General features: G+C 52.4%; 15 protein-coding genes. 9 read left to right on the plus strand and 6 right to left on the minus strand.

Going from position 1 to position 17,722, the window contains the following annotated elements:
- Positions 1-70: 70 nt before the first annotated feature.
- Both LX87_RS10190 and LX87_RS10195 read left to right on the plus strand, forming a co-directional pair.
- Positions 71-1,942, plus strand: coding sequence for an alpha-amylase family glycosyl hydrolase (locus tag LX87_RS10190; RefSeq protein WP_111628094.1), 1,872 nt, complete (start codon positions 71-73; stop codon positions 1,940-1,942).
- A gap of 230 nt (positions 1,943-2,172) precedes the next feature.
- Positions 2,173-3,069: an N-acetylmuramoyl-L-alanine amidase-like domain-containing protein gene (locus tag LX87_RS10195; RefSeq protein ID WP_111628095.1), complete on the plus strand. Its 897-nt coding sequence runs from the start codon at positions 2,173-2,175 to the stop codon at positions 3,067-3,069.
- Here the strand turns inward: LX87_RS10195 and LX87_RS10200 are convergent.
- From LX87_RS10200 to LX87_RS10210, 3 genes are all read right to left on the minus strand, one after another.
- Entirely contained in the window at positions 3,042-4,058 is a 1,017-nt protein-coding gene (locus LX87_RS10200; protein ID WP_111628096.1) for a GntR family transcriptional regulator, read from the minus strand. The genes LX87_RS10195 and LX87_RS10200 overlap by 28 nt on opposite strands.
- Before the next feature lie 9 nt (positions 4,059-4,067).
- On the minus strand, positions 4,068-4,892 hold the full coding sequence (gene menB, locus LX87_RS10205; protein ID WP_111628097.1) for a 1,4-dihydroxy-2-naphthoyl-CoA synthase: 825 nt from the start codon (positions 4,890-4,892) through the stop codon (positions 4,068-4,070).
- A 113-nt stretch (positions 4,893-5,005) separates the two neighbouring features.
- Positions 5,006-5,461: a DUF2452 domain-containing protein gene (locus tag LX87_RS10210; RefSeq protein WP_111628098.1), complete on the minus strand. Its 456-nt coding sequence runs from the start codon at positions 5,459-5,461 to the stop codon at positions 5,006-5,008.
- A gap of 199 nt (positions 5,462-5,660) precedes the next feature.
- Between LX87_RS10210 and LX87_RS10215 the strand changes: the two genes are divergently transcribed.
- The 4 genes from LX87_RS10215 to LX87_RS10230 all read left to right on the plus strand — a co-directional run bounded on the left by LX87_RS10215 (position 5,661) and on the right by LX87_RS10230 (position 8,724).
- Positions 5,661-6,731, plus strand: a complete 1,071-nt coding sequence (locus LX87_RS10215) for an AMP-binding protein (protein WP_111628099.1) — start codon at positions 5,661-5,663, stop codon at positions 6,729-6,731.
- Positions 6,732-6,844: 113 nt separating this feature from the next.
- Positions 6,845-7,528, plus strand: coding sequence for a DUF2975 domain-containing protein (locus tag LX87_RS10220; RefSeq protein ID WP_111628100.1), 684 nt, complete (start codon positions 6,845-6,847; stop codon positions 7,526-7,528).
- A 3-nt stretch (positions 7,529-7,531) separates the two neighbouring features.
- The gene (locus LX87_RS10225) at positions 7,532-7,786 is read left to right on the plus strand and encodes a helix-turn-helix domain-containing protein (RefSeq protein WP_111628101.1); all 255 of its coding nucleotides are present in this window, start codon (positions 7,532-7,534) and stop codon (positions 7,784-7,786) included.
- Positions 7,787-7,944: 158 nt separating this feature from the next.
- Complete coding sequence (locus LX87_RS10230; RefSeq protein WP_111628102.1) at positions 7,945-8,724, plus strand: hypothetical protein; 780 nt, start codon at positions 7,945-7,947, stop codon at positions 8,722-8,724.
- Between the two features lie 5 nt (positions 8,725-8,729).
- Here the strand turns inward: LX87_RS10230 and LX87_RS10235 are convergent, their stop codons facing one another.
- Both LX87_RS10235 and LX87_RS10240 read right to left on the minus strand, forming a co-directional pair.
- The gene (locus LX87_RS10235) at positions 8,730-10,424 is read right to left on the minus strand and encodes a hypothetical protein (protein ID WP_111628103.1); all 1,695 of its coding nucleotides are present in this window, start codon (positions 10,422-10,424) and stop codon (positions 8,730-8,732) included.
- Positions 10,425-10,511: 87 nt separating this feature from the next.
- Positions 10,512-11,591: a helix-turn-helix transcriptional regulator gene (locus LX87_RS10240; RefSeq protein ID WP_111628104.1), complete on the minus strand. Its 1,080-nt coding sequence runs from the start codon at positions 11,589-11,591 to the stop codon at positions 10,512-10,514.
- Positions 11,592-11,602: 11 nt separating this feature from the next.
- Between LX87_RS10240 and LX87_RS10245 the strand changes: the two genes are divergently transcribed.
- Together LX87_RS10245 and LX87_RS10250 are read left to right on the plus strand one after the other, a co-directional pair.
- The gene (locus tag LX87_RS10245; protein ID WP_229310612.1) at positions 11,603-13,096 is read left to right on the plus strand and encodes an aldehyde dehydrogenase family protein; all 1,494 of its coding nucleotides are present in this window, start codon (positions 11,603-11,605) and stop codon (positions 13,094-13,096) included.
- 73 nt (positions 13,097-13,169) lie between these two features.
- A complete protein-coding gene (locus LX87_RS10250) occupies positions 13,170-14,168 on the plus strand; it encodes a hypothetical protein (RefSeq protein WP_111628105.1) in 999 nt (332 codons plus the stop codon).
- 8 nt (positions 14,169-14,176) lie between these two features.
- Here LX87_RS10250 and LX87_RS10255 read toward each other — a convergent pair whose 3' ends face one another.
- Entirely contained in the window at positions 14,177-14,617 is a 441-nt protein-coding gene (locus LX87_RS10255; protein ID WP_111628106.1) for a response regulator, read from the minus strand.
- Positions 14,618-14,782: 165 nt separating this feature from the next.
- Between LX87_RS10255 and LX87_RS10260 the strand changes: the two genes are divergently transcribed.
- On the plus strand, positions 14,783-17,671 hold the full coding sequence (locus LX87_RS10260) for a hypothetical protein (RefSeq protein ID WP_111628107.1): 2,889 nt from the start codon (positions 14,783-14,785) through the stop codon (positions 17,669-17,671).
- The last annotated feature ends 51 nt before the right edge of the window (positions 17,672-17,722 follow it).

The raw sequence follows: 17,722 nt of genomic DNA on the forward strand, positions 1-17,722 counted from the left end.
TAGTTTACGAATTTGCCACTGAATCCGACCGGACGGGCCTGGGAGGCATATGTAAATTCGTATCTTGACCATGAAGACCCGTACATCGGTCGATCACGTATTAAAAATGAACCGCCGGACGTTTACCTCCGTGCTGGTTGCCACGGGCCTGCTGCACACCGTTGCGAGCGTTGCCCACGAACCCATTCTGTTACGCATGGATACCTCTGAACCGCAGGAAGAAAGATCGGACAAGCTTATTATCTACCAAATTTTTACGCGTCTCTTCGGGAATCAGAAGACGACCAACAAGCCCTGGGGCAGCCGCGACGAAAACGGCGTTGGGAAGTTCAACGATATTACGGCGAAAGCCCTTCAGGAGTTGAAGAAGTTCGGCGTCTCGCACGTCTGGTATACGGGTATTATTGAACACGCCCTGATGACCGATTACTCCGGATTTGGCATCCGGAAAGACCATCCGGCGGTGGTCAAAGGGCGGGCGGGATCGCCGTATGCCATCAAGGATTACTATGATGTGAATCCCGATCTGGCCGTTGATGTGGCCAACCGGATGCAGGAGTTTGAGGATTTGCTGAAGCGTTCGCACGCAAATGAGTTAAAAGTCATCATTGATTTTGTGCCCAACCACGTGGCCCGGCAGTATTTTTCGGATGCCAAACCGGCGGGCGTTCAGGATTTGGGTGAGGGCGACGATACCGGCAAAGCGTTTGATCCGCAGAACAATTTCTATTACCTGCCCGGTCAGTCGTTTCAGGTTCCGGCAGGTGTCGTTACGCCCGAAACACCGGAAGCTCCCTACCTGGAAAACCCGGCGAAAGCCACCGGCAACGACGTGTTCAGCGCGCAACCCAGCATTAACGACTGGTTTGAAACCACCAAGCTCAACTACGGCGTCGATTACCTGAACAACCGCCAGCCCCACTTCGACCCTGTGCCGTCGACCTGGACGAAAATGCGGGATATTCTGCTGTTCTGGGCCGCAAAAGGCGTCGATGGTTTCCGGTGCGACATGGCCGAGATGGTGCCGGTCGAGTTCTGGGGTTGGGCCATTCCGCAGGTAAAAGCCGCCCACCCGGGGGTTATCTTCATTGCCGAAATCTATAACCCGCAGCAATACCGCAACTATATTTTTACCGGCAAATTCGATTACCTCTACGATAAAGTAGGTCTGTACGATGCCCTTCGGGAACTGATGGAGGGCAAAGGCACGGTGGAGAACATAATCCGCGTCTGGCAGCAGGAATCGGGCGACTACGCCAACCATATGCTGCGGTTTCTGGAAAACCACGACGAACAGCGCATTGCTTCCCGGTTTTTTGCCCACGATCCGTGGACGGCGGTTCCGGCCATGACCTTGTCGACCACCCTGCACACCGGTCCGCTGATGATTTATTTCGGGCAGGAAGTGGGCGTAAACTCCACGCAGGCCGAGGGTTTTCAGGGTGAAGACGGGCGCACCACCATTTTCGATTACTGGGGAATTCCGGAATACCAGGCCTGGACCAACGGCAGCGAAGGCAAACCCGCCCTGTTCAACGGCGGCAAACTGACTGACGACCAGAAGGAACTGCGAAAATTTTACCAGCAGCTCAACCAGTTGGTCAATGGCAGCCACGCCATCCGGACCGGCGCTTTCTACGACCTTCAGTACGTGAACAACAACGGCCAGAGCGCCGGTTACGACCAGCACCGCCTGTATAGTTACCTGCGGCATTCAGGCAAGCAAAAGCTCCTGATCGTCTGCAATTTTGATAGAGAAAAACCGGCTAAAACCACGGTTCGCATTCCCGTGGAAGCCTGGAAAACCATGAAGCTGGACGACGCAAAAACCTATTCGTTTACGGACATTTTCCGGACCAAAACAAAGCTGAAAGTGGCCGCCCGGGCCGGAGTGCCGGTTGATTTGCCGCCGTTAGGAGTGCTTGTGCTGGAAATCAAATAAGGAGCAGCGGTTTTGATGAATGGATTTTTATCCCGGATCGATTTTAGGATCATTGAATAGGGTAGCCTGATTGTAAGCAGAGTCAGAAACTCAAAAAATTAAATTGATAGCAAATTCAACGTGACTTTGGCCATCTTTTGGGGTCGTAACAAAGTAGAGAATAGTAGCCTTTGACGTTTTTTTCGTATTTTCACGGTCAATCTTACGGCATTCTTAACCACCGTAGCTGAATGAAGAAACTGTTTACCTGTCTGGTTGCTGTCATACCGTTTACCCATTCGTTTGCTCAGGATTCCTTTGCCGATTTATCGCTTCGTCAGGTAATGGTAGCGCCCGCATCCACCCCGGCCCAAACCGCCGTGGCCATTAGTAAGTCGTTCCAGGGGCGTCCCTACGAGGGGAATACGCTGGACGGCAACGAATCCGAGCAACTAGTCGTGGATTTTCAGGCGTTTGACTGCACAACATTTCTGGAAACGACCCTGGCTCTTGCCCTGGCGCGGCACCAGCTGACCAATGAAAAGGACACCGCGCAGTTTTCCCGGCTTTTCCGGGAAAACCTGACACGCATCCGGTATCGAAATGGCCAGATTGACGGGTTTGCCAGCCGCCTGCATTATTTCTCGGAATGGCTGATCGACAACGAGCAGAAAGGCATTGTACAAGACGTAACCGGCCTGATTGGTGGTATCCGGGTGAAGAAACCGATCTCGTACATGACCCAATACACCTACAAATACCCGCAGCTTTCGAACCCTGCCATCCGTAAGCAAATCGCGAAGGTCGAGCTGGCAATCAGTCAGCAGCAATACTGGTTTATTCCCAAACAGCAGATCCCGAAAATTGAAAAATGCCTCCAGGACGGCGATATCATTATGCTGACAGCCGCGCGCCCGGGCCTGGACATGAAACACGTCGGCATGGTGATCTGGCAAACGGACGAGGACGGTATCCGTCGGGCGCATCTGTTGCACGCTTCGTCGCAATACGGCGAAGTGGCCATCTCGGAGCAGCCGCTGGTTGATTACATCAAAGCGAACCGTCAGTTTTCGGGCATCCGGGTGGCCCGTTTGAAAGAAACGGTACCACCCGCGATGGCTTACAGCGACGCCCGTCGAATTAACTGAAACGGATTTTTAACTTTTTCGTGCCGTTTCTCCAGAATAAACCGGGCGGCTGTTTCGCCCATCTTTTCGTGGTCCGTTGAGAGCACGGCAATCCCGTCGGCCAGAACTTCTTTCAGGGGTGTTTCGTTGAACGCCAGTACGCCAATATCGTGGCCCAGTTGCCAGCCGCGCTGTTTGGCCTGCCGGACCAGTTCGACCAGATCACCGTCTTCGAGTACAATATAAGCCGTGCCCGGTTGCAGTTCGCGGCCTGTCAGCGTGTCGAGCTGCTCAAATTCCTTGTGGTAATGGACGCAGAAATTGCGGAAACCCCGCACAATTTCCCGCGGGTAATACACTTCTCTCGGGAAAACCAGCGTGAGCTTCCGGTACTTCTCCAAGACGTCCAGACCCGATTCCAGGGCTTCGTAAATGTCGCGGTCAAACTGCTGGTACACAACGGAATAATCGCCTTTTAGCTCCGGGATTTCCCGGTCCAGAATAATCAGTTCATTGGCGGGAATCTGTTCCAGCAGCTTCACAACATTCACCTGCTCGGTTTCTTCGTAGAAGTGCGGCATCACCACATAATAATGGTATTGCCCCAGATTTTCTTCCAGCAGTTTTTTGAACCGCTGGGCGCTGTGGTGGTGAATGCGCAGATCGACCACGGCATTGGGGCCGAGCGCATTCACCATCGCGTAATAAATGATTTTTTTGTAGGCGCTGAATTTGTTGATCAGCAACAAAACGCGCAATTGCCCCGGCCCGTCGCGCCGAATGAAAAAACCTTTGCCCTGCACGGCCTGAATAATGCCTTCCTTCTTGAGGTAATTGTAGGCTTTTTCGACCGTATCGCGGGCCAGGTAGTATTCCTCGCTCAATTCGTTAATCGACGGCAACTGCTGGTCCCGTTTCAGGGTGCCAATCTCAATGCCGTTAATTACCGCGTTGACAATCTGACGGTATTTGGGGACACTAGACTGCGATTCAATGTGCAGATCAATCATGGTTACGGTTTAAGGGAATTTAGGAAACTGGCCGAAATCGGGTTTGCGTTTTTCAAGAAACGCATTTTTGCCCTCTTTGGCTTCTTCGGATAAATAATATAATAAGGTGGCATCACCCGCCAGTTGCTGAATGCCCGCCTGACCATCCAGTTCGGCATTAAAGGCGGCTTTCAGCATCCGGAGCGCAATGGGGCTTTTCTCCAGCATTTTACGGCACCACTCCAGCGTCGTTTCTTCCAGTTGCTCCAGCGGAACGACTTTGTTGACCAGGCCCATGTCCAGGGCTTCCTGTGCGTCGTACTGGTCGCACAGATACCAGATTTCACGGGCCTTTTTCTGCCCCACAATCCGGGCCAGATACGATGCGCCAAAACCACCGTCAAAACTACCAACTTTTGGACCGGTTTGTCCGAAGCGGGCGTTTTCGGCGGCAATCGTTAAATCGCAGATCACGTGCAACACGTGTCCTCCGCCAATGGCCCAGCCAGCCACCATCGCTACGACGGGCTTCGGAATGCGCCGGATCTGCATCTGTAGATCAAGCACGTTCAGGCGCGGTACGCTGTCTTCGCCCACGTACCCCCCGTGTCCACGTACCGATTGATCTCCCCCGCTACAGAACGCCTTGCCACCTTCGCCGGTCAGAATAACCACGCCCACGCGCTCATCCTGCCGGGCCAGTTCCATGGCTTCGCTCATTTCCTTGACAGTCAGTGGTGTAAAGGCGTTGTGCTTCTCGGGCCGGTTGATGCTGATTTTGGCAACACCCTCATAATATTGAAACAGAATCTCGCGGTATTCTTTGATGGTTTCCCAGGGATACTTACTCTGCATGTGCTAGTAATGTTTAATGATGAAATTGGTTGGATATCGGTTTTGCGGTTTAAAGGCTGGCGAGTTTGCGGAGAAACGACACCGTCCTGCGCTTTAAAACCAACCCCTCCGGTTTATTCTTCCGAATAGTCACTGTCGTGATACTGGACATCCCAGGTGTGGTCGGCCATCATGCGGACGGTGGCCACACACCGCCGGAACGGGTTGACGCGGCCCCACTCGTGCGGGGCAATCATCGACAGCACGTCCGTACCGTCTTTTTTCTCGTAGAAATAATAGGTGTGTCCAACAATAGGCTCAAATCCCATCTGCGCGTTGTAGATCCGTTCCGATACTTCCACGCGGTTGCGGATGGCCGTGGCCTGCTCCGCCAGCAACTGCATCTGACGGTACAATTGCGACAGTTGCAGATCGGTTTGTTCGCGCATGGCCGTAACCGACCGGCCTTTTATTTTCCCCTTGTCCTCGGGTTTGATGATGGCGCTGCCGACGGAGTGCGCGTATTCGAGCAGACCGGGTTTGTCGGTTACTTTGTCAACCGAAATCGGATTTTCAAATTCCTCCTTCATGCTAGTGTGTGGTCGGTTTTACACGGGCTACGGCATTCGGTCAGCAGGTTGCTTTGATCCTGAAAGCGCTGTTTTCCGAAAGGGCCGAGCCAATCACAAGCCGTTTTTTACTTCAATACCGTTGTGCTCAAAGGCTTGGTGTAAATACAACAAATCGGGGCAAAAGTAGCTTATTTTTGCGATTCATTCTGTACAACTCATGCGAATCGCCCCCGGTTATTTACCCGAGCCCCAATCTGACTACGAAGCCAAAGCCGTCCGCTTTTGCCGGGCCTGGCTTTCGGGCCAATCATCCTTTACCCTGCACACGTCCGGCTCCACCGGTACGCCCAAACCCATTACCTTAAGCCGCAGCCAGATGGCCGCCAGCGCCCGCCTGACGGGCCAGACGTTCGGCCTTCAGGCGGGCGACCGGGCACTGGCCTGTCTGAACGTCGATTACATTGCCGGGGTGATGATGCTGGTGCGGGGGCTGGAACTGGCGCTGGAATTGACCGTTGTGGAACCGGCTTCCAATCCGCTTCAGATGTTTGACGCCCACGCAGACTCGTTTGCGTTTGCGGCTTTTGTCCCCTTGCAGATGCAAACCCTGCTCGATCAGGGCGGGCATTCGTTGCCGATCCTGAATCGGATGAAAGCCATTCTGGTGGGTGGGGCCGCCGTTGATCAGGCGCTGGCCAGTCGATTACAGGCCATCGAAGCGCCGGTTTTCAGCACCTACGGGATGACCGAAACCGTCTCCCACATCGCCGTCCGCCGGATTAACGGGCCGGATCAGACCGAACTATTCCGGGCGCTGGAAGGCGTGGAGATTGGCGTCGATAACCGGAGTTGCCTGTTTATCAAAGCCGCAGCCACCGATTATCAAACGGTCCAGACCAATGATGTGGTGGAGTTACTGGATCAGGGGCATTTCCGGCTGCTCGGTCGGGCTGATTCCATCATTAATACCGGGGGGGTAAAGATTCAGCCCGAGCGGGTGGAGGAGGTTGTTGCCGGGGTGCTGGCGCAGGAGCATATACAGGGCCGGTTTTTTGTGTATGGCGTGCCGGATGAGCGGCTCGGGCAGCAGGTTGTTTTGTTTCTGGAGGCAGAAAATGAGTGGCCCGAAAGCCGCATGGAGGCCTTGAAAAATGCCATTCGTCAGAAACTGGGGCCGTATGCCGTGCCGAAAAAAATCCTTGCGCTTCGCGAATTTCAGGAAACACCGACCGGAAAAATCGACAAAAAAAGGATTGTGGCCACGTTCCTAACCGGCAAGAATGCATAATCTGGTTTTGTGTTAGTTGTATTACAACAATTATTTATTGTTTTTCGATAAATAATTGTTGTTGTAAGGCGAAATTTGCTTATGTTTGATACGGACTTAACAGCGAAATTCCTATGAAACCACAGACCGTATTTTCCTTTCTCCGGATAGTGACCAGCTTTTTGTTTTATATCATGATTTTCCTGGCGGGGTGTGTGGTCTTGATGGCTGCGTTAACCTTTCTGGGGATTAAGACTGAGCCGGGAAGTATTCAATTTAGCCACGAGGTGATGGCGTTTGTAGCGGATAAAAAGTATACGGAAACGTATAACGTTAATGTGAAAAGCCCGCTGGTTATCGGGGCTAATCTGAACGGAAGGAATACGGGAACCAGCGTTTCGCCCGATAGCCTGATTCGCTACAGCCCCGTTGTCAATCGCTATCACCTGGAAGTGAAACCTAATTCTGCCCTGGGCTATTATTCGTTTTCGGTAATCTTTTTCAATTTTTTGTTGGCAATTGGCATTTTGTGGTTATTCAGACGAATTTTCAGTGAGGTTAACGTTACCACACCGTTTAAACAGCGTATTTTTAAATACCTGATTTCGCTGGCTATTTTGTTTGGCGTTTCGGATGTTCTGAAGCTCGCCCACTACATCATTTTCAATCAGTTGATTCATCAGTCTCTCCCAAACCCTAATTTCGATCTGGTGACCGAAGTTGGTGGCAGTTTCATGACCGGCCTGATCATTTACGCCATTGCCATTGTCTACCAGCGAGGAATTGTCCTTCAGGAAGAAAACACGTTAACAGTCTAATTCATGCCGATTATTGTAAACCTGGATGTCATGATGGCTCGCCGGAAAATGTCGCTGTCCGAACTGGCCGAACAGGTGGATATTACGCTGTCGAATCTGTCAATTCTGAAAACCGGTAAAGCCAGAGCGATTCGCTTTTCGACGCTCGAAAAGATCTGCGAAGTGCTTGATTGCCAACCCGCCGATATTCTTGAGTATGTAAAATCCGCCAGCCCGAATGACAATGCACAGCCTGTACGCACGCTTGACCCGCTTTGACGGACTTTACAAGTGAGTGGATGGGGTATACCTGAGTCTTCTGAGGGAGGCCGTCACGGTATATTTTATTCGGAAAAGCCGGATGCGGAAAGGTTAACGGAATCCGTGCTACTTTTGCAGTGCGGTTTCGAATCGCCTTTTAAATTTCTTTACCTGGAATGACTGATTCAACTTTCGATAAACTGGAAATCCGGTATCAGACGGCAATGGTGGTACCACCGCCCTATGCCCATTTTTTCACGATTATTCTTCGCGCGTCAGCGGACAAACGGCTTACCATTGAGCTGACGATGACTTACACGGACCGCGACGAACTGGAGGAGGACGAAATTGTTGGAGAAGGTTTTACGCTCAACGATGATTACCAGTGGTCGGGGCAGCTACCGGCCATCTGGGCGCAAACCGTGGGCGACCTGGTGCGGAAAACCCAGTTGAAGGCTTTTGATGAGGAGAAACTCACGGATAATCAGGAGTATTTTCTGGTAGCCATCGAGCAGAAATCGCAGGGGAGCCGGTCGGGAGCGCCTACGCAGCGGACCGAATGGCAGTTTCTCAGTCAGGAACTGATTCAGGCGGTGTATGAAATTTCGGGCCGGGAAAAACCGTTTGAAGCAACGTACGTTGAAATAGAGAGCGGAGGGCGCACCGAAGCCCGTCTGACGGCTTCGTTCGGCCAACGGGAAGTTCGGCTGGAAACCCGGCACGACAATCAGAACCGTTCGACAACCCTGCCCTGGAAAGAACTCAAATCGATGATGGAGGTTTTCTACGGCGTGGATTACAACAGCGAAGAAGCTCTGTCGGCTCCGCCCCGCAAACCGGGCCGCTATCTAAACCTGGGTACGGCGGAATGGTATGACGTGGGCGCATCGGTGGTTGGCGATGAGGGAGCCGTCAGCAAACTACGCAAATTACTGATCCGACTGGTCCAGTCCTGATCCGACTAGAGCGTTACGGTCTGTTGGGTCATCATTAATTCCAGCTGGCCATCAGCTTTTTTCAGCAGGCAGCCCAGCCGGTATTCTCCCGGCAGAACGGCCTTTAGGGGCAAAACGGCCCGTGCACTGCTATGAAAATAGACGCCTTGGGTCAAAAAACGTCGCCAGCCCGCAAATTTTGGTGACGTACCCGTGAGATAGGTTCTCTGCTGGGCTTCGTTATACAAAACCACCATTAAAATGTCGTGCAGGTGCTGGCGCCCCATCGGTAACGACTGCGTTTCAACGGAAAACTGCGGATGTTCGTTTTCTTCGTACCAATACCGTTTCGTTTCAAAATGATACGGTTGGAAATTTTTCTGCTGTAGGGTCGTCTTCAGTAAGGCGTCAAAATCGCCGATTAAGTCGGGCACCTGCCAATAGCCCTGCTGATAGGCTGGCACCAGAAAGTAAAGACTATTGTCGATGGTGCTGAAATTGTTCAATTCCGTCTGGTGCTGGCGCCAGTTGTACGTATCAGCTACCAGTCGGCTGTGTTTATGGGCCACTTCCGGTGTATTAAGCGCGTAGGCATTGACGAAAATAAGCGCAGCAAATCCCGTGAAAATCACCAGAATACTTTTCCGCAGAATTGGAAAGCTGTTGAGCAGAAACAGGTACAGAAGCAACGAACTTAGAGCCGCATAAATCTTGAAACGGTTTTCGAGAACCAGATCGGAAGAGGCCCGGAAAACGGTAATTAGTGCGGAGGTTAAGAAAATAAAACAGAAAAACGAATACAACACATTGCGGAAGGAATCAACGGGCCGACGGCTTTTAAACGAGGTGAAAAAATAGCCTGTCATGGCCGGTAAAACCAGCAAACAAATCACCGTTCCCCAGGTGATTGAGGCAGGGATAGCTACATTGGGAAAGACCGAGAAATTAGCCCCAAGCCGGGCAACAAAGGCAGCCGGTAAAAGCGACCAGGTAATGGTGCTTCTGACACCACTTCCAGGTGTATAATCTGCCAGATAAAATGCCAGGACTGCCAGCATAAAAAAGCCCCAGGGAATGAGGGTTTTGTAGCGTTTTTCGAGCAGGAGCAGAAAGCAGCCGGTGGCAAAAACCAGGATGCCGTTGCCGTGGGTAAAGGTCGCCAGCGTTGCCAGAACAACCGCAACGGCTATCCGGGCCCCGGTTGGCTTTTGTAGTAAAATCAGGCACAGGCTTAGCAGGAGCAGGAGGGTGATGTGCTGCAAGCCCGTCAGGGCCCAGATGCTGACTTCGTGGTACTGGGGTTGAAAAATCAGAAAGGGGATGGGCAGGAAGTAATAGAAAGGAAGGTCAAGCTGCCGGAACAGCCGATAAATAAAACCTGTAACCAGCACCAGATTAAAGGAGGCAATCAGAATAAAGAGCTTAAAATTAAGGTGGCCGGTTGCCAGATAATTGAGGTAACTGATCAGCCGGGGAACAAAAATACGGTGGTCATTATCGGGCCGGAAAAACTGGTATAAATTGTATTGCCAGCCTTGCTCTTTCCGGATTTGATAAATATGTTCGAGTAAGGTATTGTCGTCCTGAAACGGAAAATTAACGGAATAAGCATCAATGTAATACAGAAAAAAACTGATGATCAGAACGCTTACAAGGCCCGTAATCCAGTTCAGTACCGTCTGCCCCCGGCGTTTTTGAGTCGGGGGGATATTAATAAGCAATGCGTTCACCAATTCAGTAAGACAATGCCAGCGTTCTTTCCGGGATGGCATTTTATTACCCCGAATACCGGCAATTAAAAATGCATTTTATTTTTTCTGGATACGATCCAGCTCATACCGTAGATCTTCAACCAGACTCCGGATTCCGTCGAGGGATGGACTCGCTTCGGGCATTTGCTGGCTGACAAAAGCCGTGACTTCCCAAACTTCGAGCACATCGCGGATGGCCACCTCCCGGCTGCCGATGGCGGGTTGGTCGGAGGTCAGCAGCAGCGTACCTTTCAGCTTGACCTGATTAAAAACCCGGCGGCACAAAACCCCCTGATTCTGAATCAGCAAGACATAAAGTTTACTATCGGCAATCTCGTACCAGTTTCGAATAAACTTGCCAATCAGGTGCGCCCCGGGCAGCGTAAAATCCTCGCCGGTTTCAAACGCCCGGTAATGATCGGGCGGCAGGAACGGCAGTTGCAAAACCGCCAGTCGGTTCAGAAAATCCGGTTGCTGATACCGTTGCAGGTATTCATTGAACTGCCGTTTGCGAACCCAGGGAATCGTGTTGTGGTGCGAATCGAGGCCATTGGCGGTTTGCCGTTCAATGGGTGAGTGGCCGTTGGGGCGGCTGTTTTCGTATACGTTGTTGAACGTTGGCGGCTGGGTTTCCGGCTGTTTAAAACTTGCGGGATACGGGGAGAACCCTTCATGCATCGAAACCGGTCGGGGAATGATGCGCTGCGACACCAGTTTGATTTGCTGAGGATGTTCGGGTGGTTTGGGCGCGTTTACAACCGGTTTGGCGGCTGGGTACTGGTAATATTTTTCCAGAACGGTTGCTAAGGCTTTCGGAGCCGAAGCCGCATTTTGCGGTTCCGGAATTTCTTTGGGCAGGGGCGGTGGCGGAAAGCTGGTCTGGCCGACGGGCCGATCCAGAGGCAGAGACAGGTCCGGCGTCTCCCGTATTTTCCGTAAATCACTCTTCAGGAGGTTGTCAACAGTGGTGTTGAAGGCGCGGGCAATCGACATCAGATTGTCGAGATTCGGGTTGGCCCGAGCTTCCTCGTAAGCACCCAGAAGCGACCGTTTGATGCCAATCCGCCGGGCAAATTGTTCCTGGGTTAATCCATTGAGTCGACGGAGGTACTTGATGTTGTTGCTGACAATGCTCATGGAACCGTGTTTTGACAAAAATATTAGTATTTCTGTATTATTACCTGATTTTTGATAAAAACGTAAGTCAGCAGATGGAGATCGTTACGGATAACCTTGAAAATGAGGCCCCAATCCGGCCGTTATTCGATGCGCAACGCCAGCACGCCCGCATCGTCGCGTTGACAAAAGCGCCGGAGCGAATTGGAAAACTGAAGAAAATTCAGGCGTATCTGCTAAAAAATCGCACCGGTCTGACCACGGCCCTCTACACCGACTTTCGGAAACCCCCGGCAGAAACGGAACTGACGGAGCTATTTGCCACCAACAACGAACTGAATGTGGCCATCCAGCAATTAAAACAGTGGATGAAACCCCATCCGGTGCCAACTCCTTTGGCAATGCTGGGAACGTCGGGTTACGTCCGGTATGAGCCCAAAGGCGTAACGCTAATTATCGCCCCCTGGAATTACCCGTTTTATCTAATCATAAAACCGTTGATTTCGGCCCTCGCTGCCGGAAATACCGCCATCCTGAAACCGTCGGAACTGACCCCGGCCACCACGGCTTTCATCCGGGAAATGATTCGGAGCCTGTTTGCGGAGGAGGAGGTGGCCGTGGTGGAAGGCGATGCCACGGTGGCTCAAAAGCTGTTGGAATTGCCATTCGACCATATTTTCTTTACCGGCAGTACGGCCGTTGGCAAACAGGTGCTGGCGGCTGCGGCCCGTAACCTGACGTCCGTTACGCTGGAACTGGGCGGAAAATCGCCCTGCCTGGTGGACGAAACGGCGGATATCGAAGCAACGGCCCGGCGGATTGCCTGGGGCAAATGGGTCAATAGCGGGCAGACGTGTGTGGCACCAGACTACGTGCTGGTGCAGCGGTTGGTAAAAGACCGGCTGGTGGAAGCCATCCGGAAAGCCGTCCAGCGTATGTACAATGCCGACGGGAAGGGCGTTCAAGCATCGGAGAGCTACGCGCGGATCATTAATAACCGGCATTTTGATCGTCTGAAGGCCCTGCTGGACGATGCGCGGGAGAAAGGCTGTACGGTTTCAATGGGGGCGCAGACCGACCCGGCCGACCGTTTTATTGAACCGACGCTGCTGGAAAATGTGAGTATAAATATGGGGGTGATGCAGGAAGAAATTTTTGGTCCGCTGTTGCCCATCATTCCGTACGACACCCGCGAGGAAGTGCTGCGGTACCTGACCGGCCGGGATAAACCGTTGGTCATGTACCTGTTTAGTCAGACAGCGTCGGCGACAGACCATTGGCTGGATCGCACGTCGGCGGGTAATACGGTCATCAACGATACGCTCATTCATTTTGCGCATACCGAGTTGCCGGTCGGCGGTGTCAATCAGAGCGGTATCGGAAAATCGAACGGTTTTTACGGATTTCAGGAGTTCTCGAACGCCCGCGGAGTAGTCCACCGGCAGTTTGGCGTGCTGGATCTGATTTATCCGCCTTATTCAGACAAGGTAAAAAGACTGATCAATTTTTTCGTGAAATATCTTTAAACGTTTGCCTGAATTATTGGGTCCGTATCAGGGAATACCTATCTTAGTGACGGCTTTTACTCAACAAATTTCTATGACCAATACGTCTCCGACTGCAACTGAGTATAGTACCACCCCGGGAACCACCGCCCGACCCAGCCAGAATGCCGGAGATCGCCCGGGCATTCCCATTGTTTTTATTCATCAGAACTATAGTCATTATCTGGACTTTACGCTGCGGCAGGCGGTAAGTTCCAACCCCGATAGCCCGATTCACCTGCTGGGAGATGCAGATAACAACCGGTTTCCGTTTCTGATTCACCACAACATTCGGGACTTGCTGAACGAAGAGGCCCAACGGTTTGAGCAAGTCTACAAACACTCGTCGCCCAACCACTATAATTACGAACTGTTCTGCTTTATTCGCTGGTTTCTGGTCAGGGAACTCATGCGCCGGGAGGGCTACCAGCAGGTTTTTGTGGCGGATTCGGACGTGATGATTTATTCGGACCTGACCAAATACGTCGATCAGACCGGCTTGAATGAGTCGATTGCAGGGTTTAATGTTGGGGCTGATTATCAGTGGGTTCGTTCGTCTTCCGGTCATTCGTCGTACTGGACGTGGGAAGGCATCAGTCTTTTCTGCGAGTTAGCGATAAACCTGTATACCGAGCCCCGGCTGATGGCGTTTATGGATCAGATTCGGGCCGAGAAGATTATCAAAAACGACCGTGCCGGCATTTCGGACATGACGGCTTTGTACGTTTTTTACGAAGAGGAGCACACCCGCATCCGCAACCTGTCCGAATCCATGAACAATTCGGCGTTTGACCATAACATCTGTATGGCAACCAATTATAACCTGGACGAATACGAATTTGGTCTGGGGCGTAAAAAGATTGTGATGAAAGACGGTTTTCCGATGGCCTACAATGTCTTTCTGAAAAAAGAAATCCTGTTGCACACCCTTCACTTTCAGGGAAATAGCAAAAATATCATTCACCGGTATTATACGGGTGGCGGACTGCTGCCAAGCCGGCTTTTCAGGGAGATACGGTTTAAGGCGTCGGTTTTATACCATATGGTGCGCTAACCCGGCGGTTAGTACTCCGTATTGGGCAGGTTGACGGTATCCCGCCAGTAGGTGGCAACGTCGCCCATCATCTGGATCAGGTCGTCAAACAGAATGGGTTTAACCAGATAGGAATTGGCTCCCATCCGGTAGGCTTTCTCAACCTCCTGCCGCGACGAAGTCATGATCAGCACCGGAATATTTTTTAACTGACTGTTGGACCGGATGGCCTGCAAGGTTTCAAGGCCGTTGCGGAGTGGCATATTGATATCCAGAATAATCAGCGAGGGAAGTGGATTGACGGCATCCGGACCAATGCAATTCAGGAGGTAATCCATGACCTGATCGCCGTCTTCGACAAACCGGCCGCAGTCGAATAATCCATTTTGCATCAGCGCTTCATCCAATAACAGCCGATCTTCTTCATCATCCTCGGCAACTAAAATGGTAAACGGTCTATTTGGCAACATAGAAAAAACGGTGGGCACAGAACAACGCCCGGATTGAGCGATTGAAGATAGCGGTTTTCGTAACGATTGCCAACTTGTTATTTCATATTTTGCCTAAATTCAATGGATTATCTTATTTACAGTACCTTAATGGTTACATTTTTTTGATTTTGGTATCCTTCTTTTATGCGTTATTGGTTGCCGGTTTTTCTGCTAATTACCTTTTCAGCTGCGGCCCAGACTCTTCCTGTTCTCGATCAGAACCCGCCTTCTCTTCCGTGGTATCAGTTACGAACCCCGCATTTTCGGGTTTTATATCCGAAAGGGTTCGACCAGACCGCCCAGCAAACCGCCCGGCGTCTGGAACAGGTGTATGAACCCGTCAGTGCATCGCTGAAAAAAGAACCCCGCCGGTTGTCGGTTATTCTACAGAATCAGACCATGCTGAGCAACGGCTTTGTGACGCTGCTGCCCCGGCGGTCGGAGTTTTTTGCAACGCCCCCGCAGGACCCTTTTCTGGCGGGTACCCTTGGCTGGCTTGATCTGCTGGCGGTGCATGAATTCCGGCACGTGGTTCAGTACGACAAGGCGTTACAGGGGCTTACCCGTACTGCATATACGTTGTTTGGAAATACGGCGTTGGCCGCCCTGACACTGGGCGTTCCCGACTGGTTCTGGGAGGGCGATGCTGTTGGTACAGAGTCGGTTTTGACGGGGGAGGGCCGGGGCCGGATTCCAAATTTTGATCTGGGGATGCGGGCCAATCTGCTGGCTGGCCGGCGGTTTAGTTACGCCAAAGCCGTCAATGGTTCCTACCGGGATAATGTGCCCAACCATTACGTATTGGGTTACTTTATGTCTACCTATCTCAAACGAACGTACGGAGCCGATGCCTGGAGTGAGGTCCTGAATCGGTACTATCGGTTTCCGTTGTATCCGTTTTCGTTTTCCAACGGCATTAAAAAGACAACGCAGTACCGCGTTGAGGAGCTTTACCGCCGGTCCATGGCCGATGTGGAAGAAACCTGGCGGAAACAACAGCAGGGACTTCGATTGACCGATGCGGTAACGTATCCGGTGAAGGCATCGGAGAAGGTGTTTACCAACTACCAGTATCCGCAGTATGTTTCTGAGCACGAAGTTATTGCCGTCAAATCGGGTCTGGGCGACATCACGCAGTTTGTGCGGCTGGATCGCAACGGAAAGGAAACAAAGGTGTTCGTGCCCGGTCTGTTCAACAACCCCGAAATGCTGTCGGTGGCCGCCGGAAAAATATGCTGGACCGAATACCGGTACGATGTACGGTTTGGGCAGAAAATCGATTCCGAAATCAAACTATACGATGTTACGACCCAAAAACTTCGCCGGTTGAGCCACCACAGCCGGTATTCGGTAGCCTCACTTTCGCCCGACGGATCACGGGTGGTGGCCGTCCGGAACGACGAAGCCTACCAGACCCGGCTGGTCATTCTGGATGCGGAAACGGGGCGGGAAGTGCGGGTGCTGGACAATCCCGAGAACGATTTTTTCGGACAGCCGCGCTGGCAGGACGACAACCGGACGCTGGTAGTCGTGACCCGCAAAAAAGCCGGGAAAACCATCCAGATCATTGATTCAGAAACCGGCGTCCGGCGCGATTTGATGCCGGTTTCGGGCCAGAACATCAGTCATCCGCAGCCCTGGAAAGGGTATGTTTTCTATAACTCGCCCCAGTCCGGCATTGATAATATTTACGTGCTGAACACCCGGACCGGCCGGACGTATCAGGTGACCTCCCGGCCCTTGGGAGCCTACCATCCGACGGTTTCCGGTGATGGCCAGAAGCTGAGTTTTCACGATTTTCGCGCGGGCGGCTACCGCATTGCCGAGATGCCGATTGATTCATCTGCCTGGACGCCAACAGAGCAGGTCCGCGACGGTTCGGTACGGTATTTTGGGCCTTTAGTTGCTCAGGAACCGGGAGCCGCCGATGTCCGTTCGGCCCTGACCGATTCGTTGGTCGCGTCGGTTGAGTACCCCAAAAGCCGGTTCAGCCGGTTACTTCATGCCGTCAACATCTACAGCTGGGGACCGGTGGTTAGTTCCGACGGGCAGAGCGGCACCGTCGGACTGCAATCCCAGGATTTGCTCAGTACAACCCAGCTTGGGCTGGGCGTGGGCTACAATCAGGCCGAACGGACCGTTAATTACTACGGAAATTTGAGTTATCAGGGCTGGTTTCCCATCCTTGATGTTGGCTTTGAGCGGGGCCGTCGGTCTACATCCGTTTACGTGGATCAACGTACACCGCTCGATTCCCTGCGGAGTGATTCGTGGAATTACAACCAGTTGACGGCCGGTTTTCGGATTCCGTTGCAGCTTACCACGTCGAAATACAACCAGAGTGCCTACGTATCCGCGTATTATAACCTGCAACAGGTGAGTGGGTATGACTTGCCAGTCCGGCCCATTACGGAAGTTGGGTTTGGCCGGGTGCTGAACGGTCTGTCGTACGGTCTATCGTATTCCCGAACGCTGAAACTGAGCAAACGGGATGTGGCTCCGCGTTGGGGGCAGACCGTTTCGGCGGTATGGCGCAACACGCCGTTTGGGGGGGCGTTACGCGGGGAGGTCTGGGCGTTGCAGGGAGGTCTGTATCTGCCCGGTGTTGGCAAACATCATTCCCTGCGGCTACGGGCGGGGTATCAGGAGCAGATGCGCGGCACATATCGGTTTGCGGCCGCCGTGTTTTTTCCGCGCGGTCAATCCTACGTCAGCCACGACCAGTTGATGACCACCAGCGCCGAATACCGTCTGCCGTTGCTCAATCCGCACTGGTCAATCGGTCGCTGGCTCTACATTCAACGGGTGAAAGCCGCCGGTTTTTACGATTTTGCCTGGGGAGAAAGCCGCTCCCGAACGCCGGGAACATTGGCTGCTTATGGCGATCAATATTACACCACGGGGCTGGATCTATCGTTTGTATTCAACGTGCTGCGACTCCGCACACCCCTCGAAGCGGGCGTCCGGACGATTTACAATCTGAAATCCGGCGAAGTGATGGTGCAGCCGCTGGTGATCGGAATTGGGATTTAAAGAGATCAAAAAAGCCCCCGGCCTGAACCGGGGGCTTCTCAATACCGTCAA

The sequence above is a fragment of the Larkinella arboricola genome (assembly GCF_003259745.1).
Classification (GTDB): domain Bacteria; phylum Bacteroidota; class Bacteroidia; order Cytophagales; family Spirosomataceae; genus Larkinella; species Larkinella arboricola.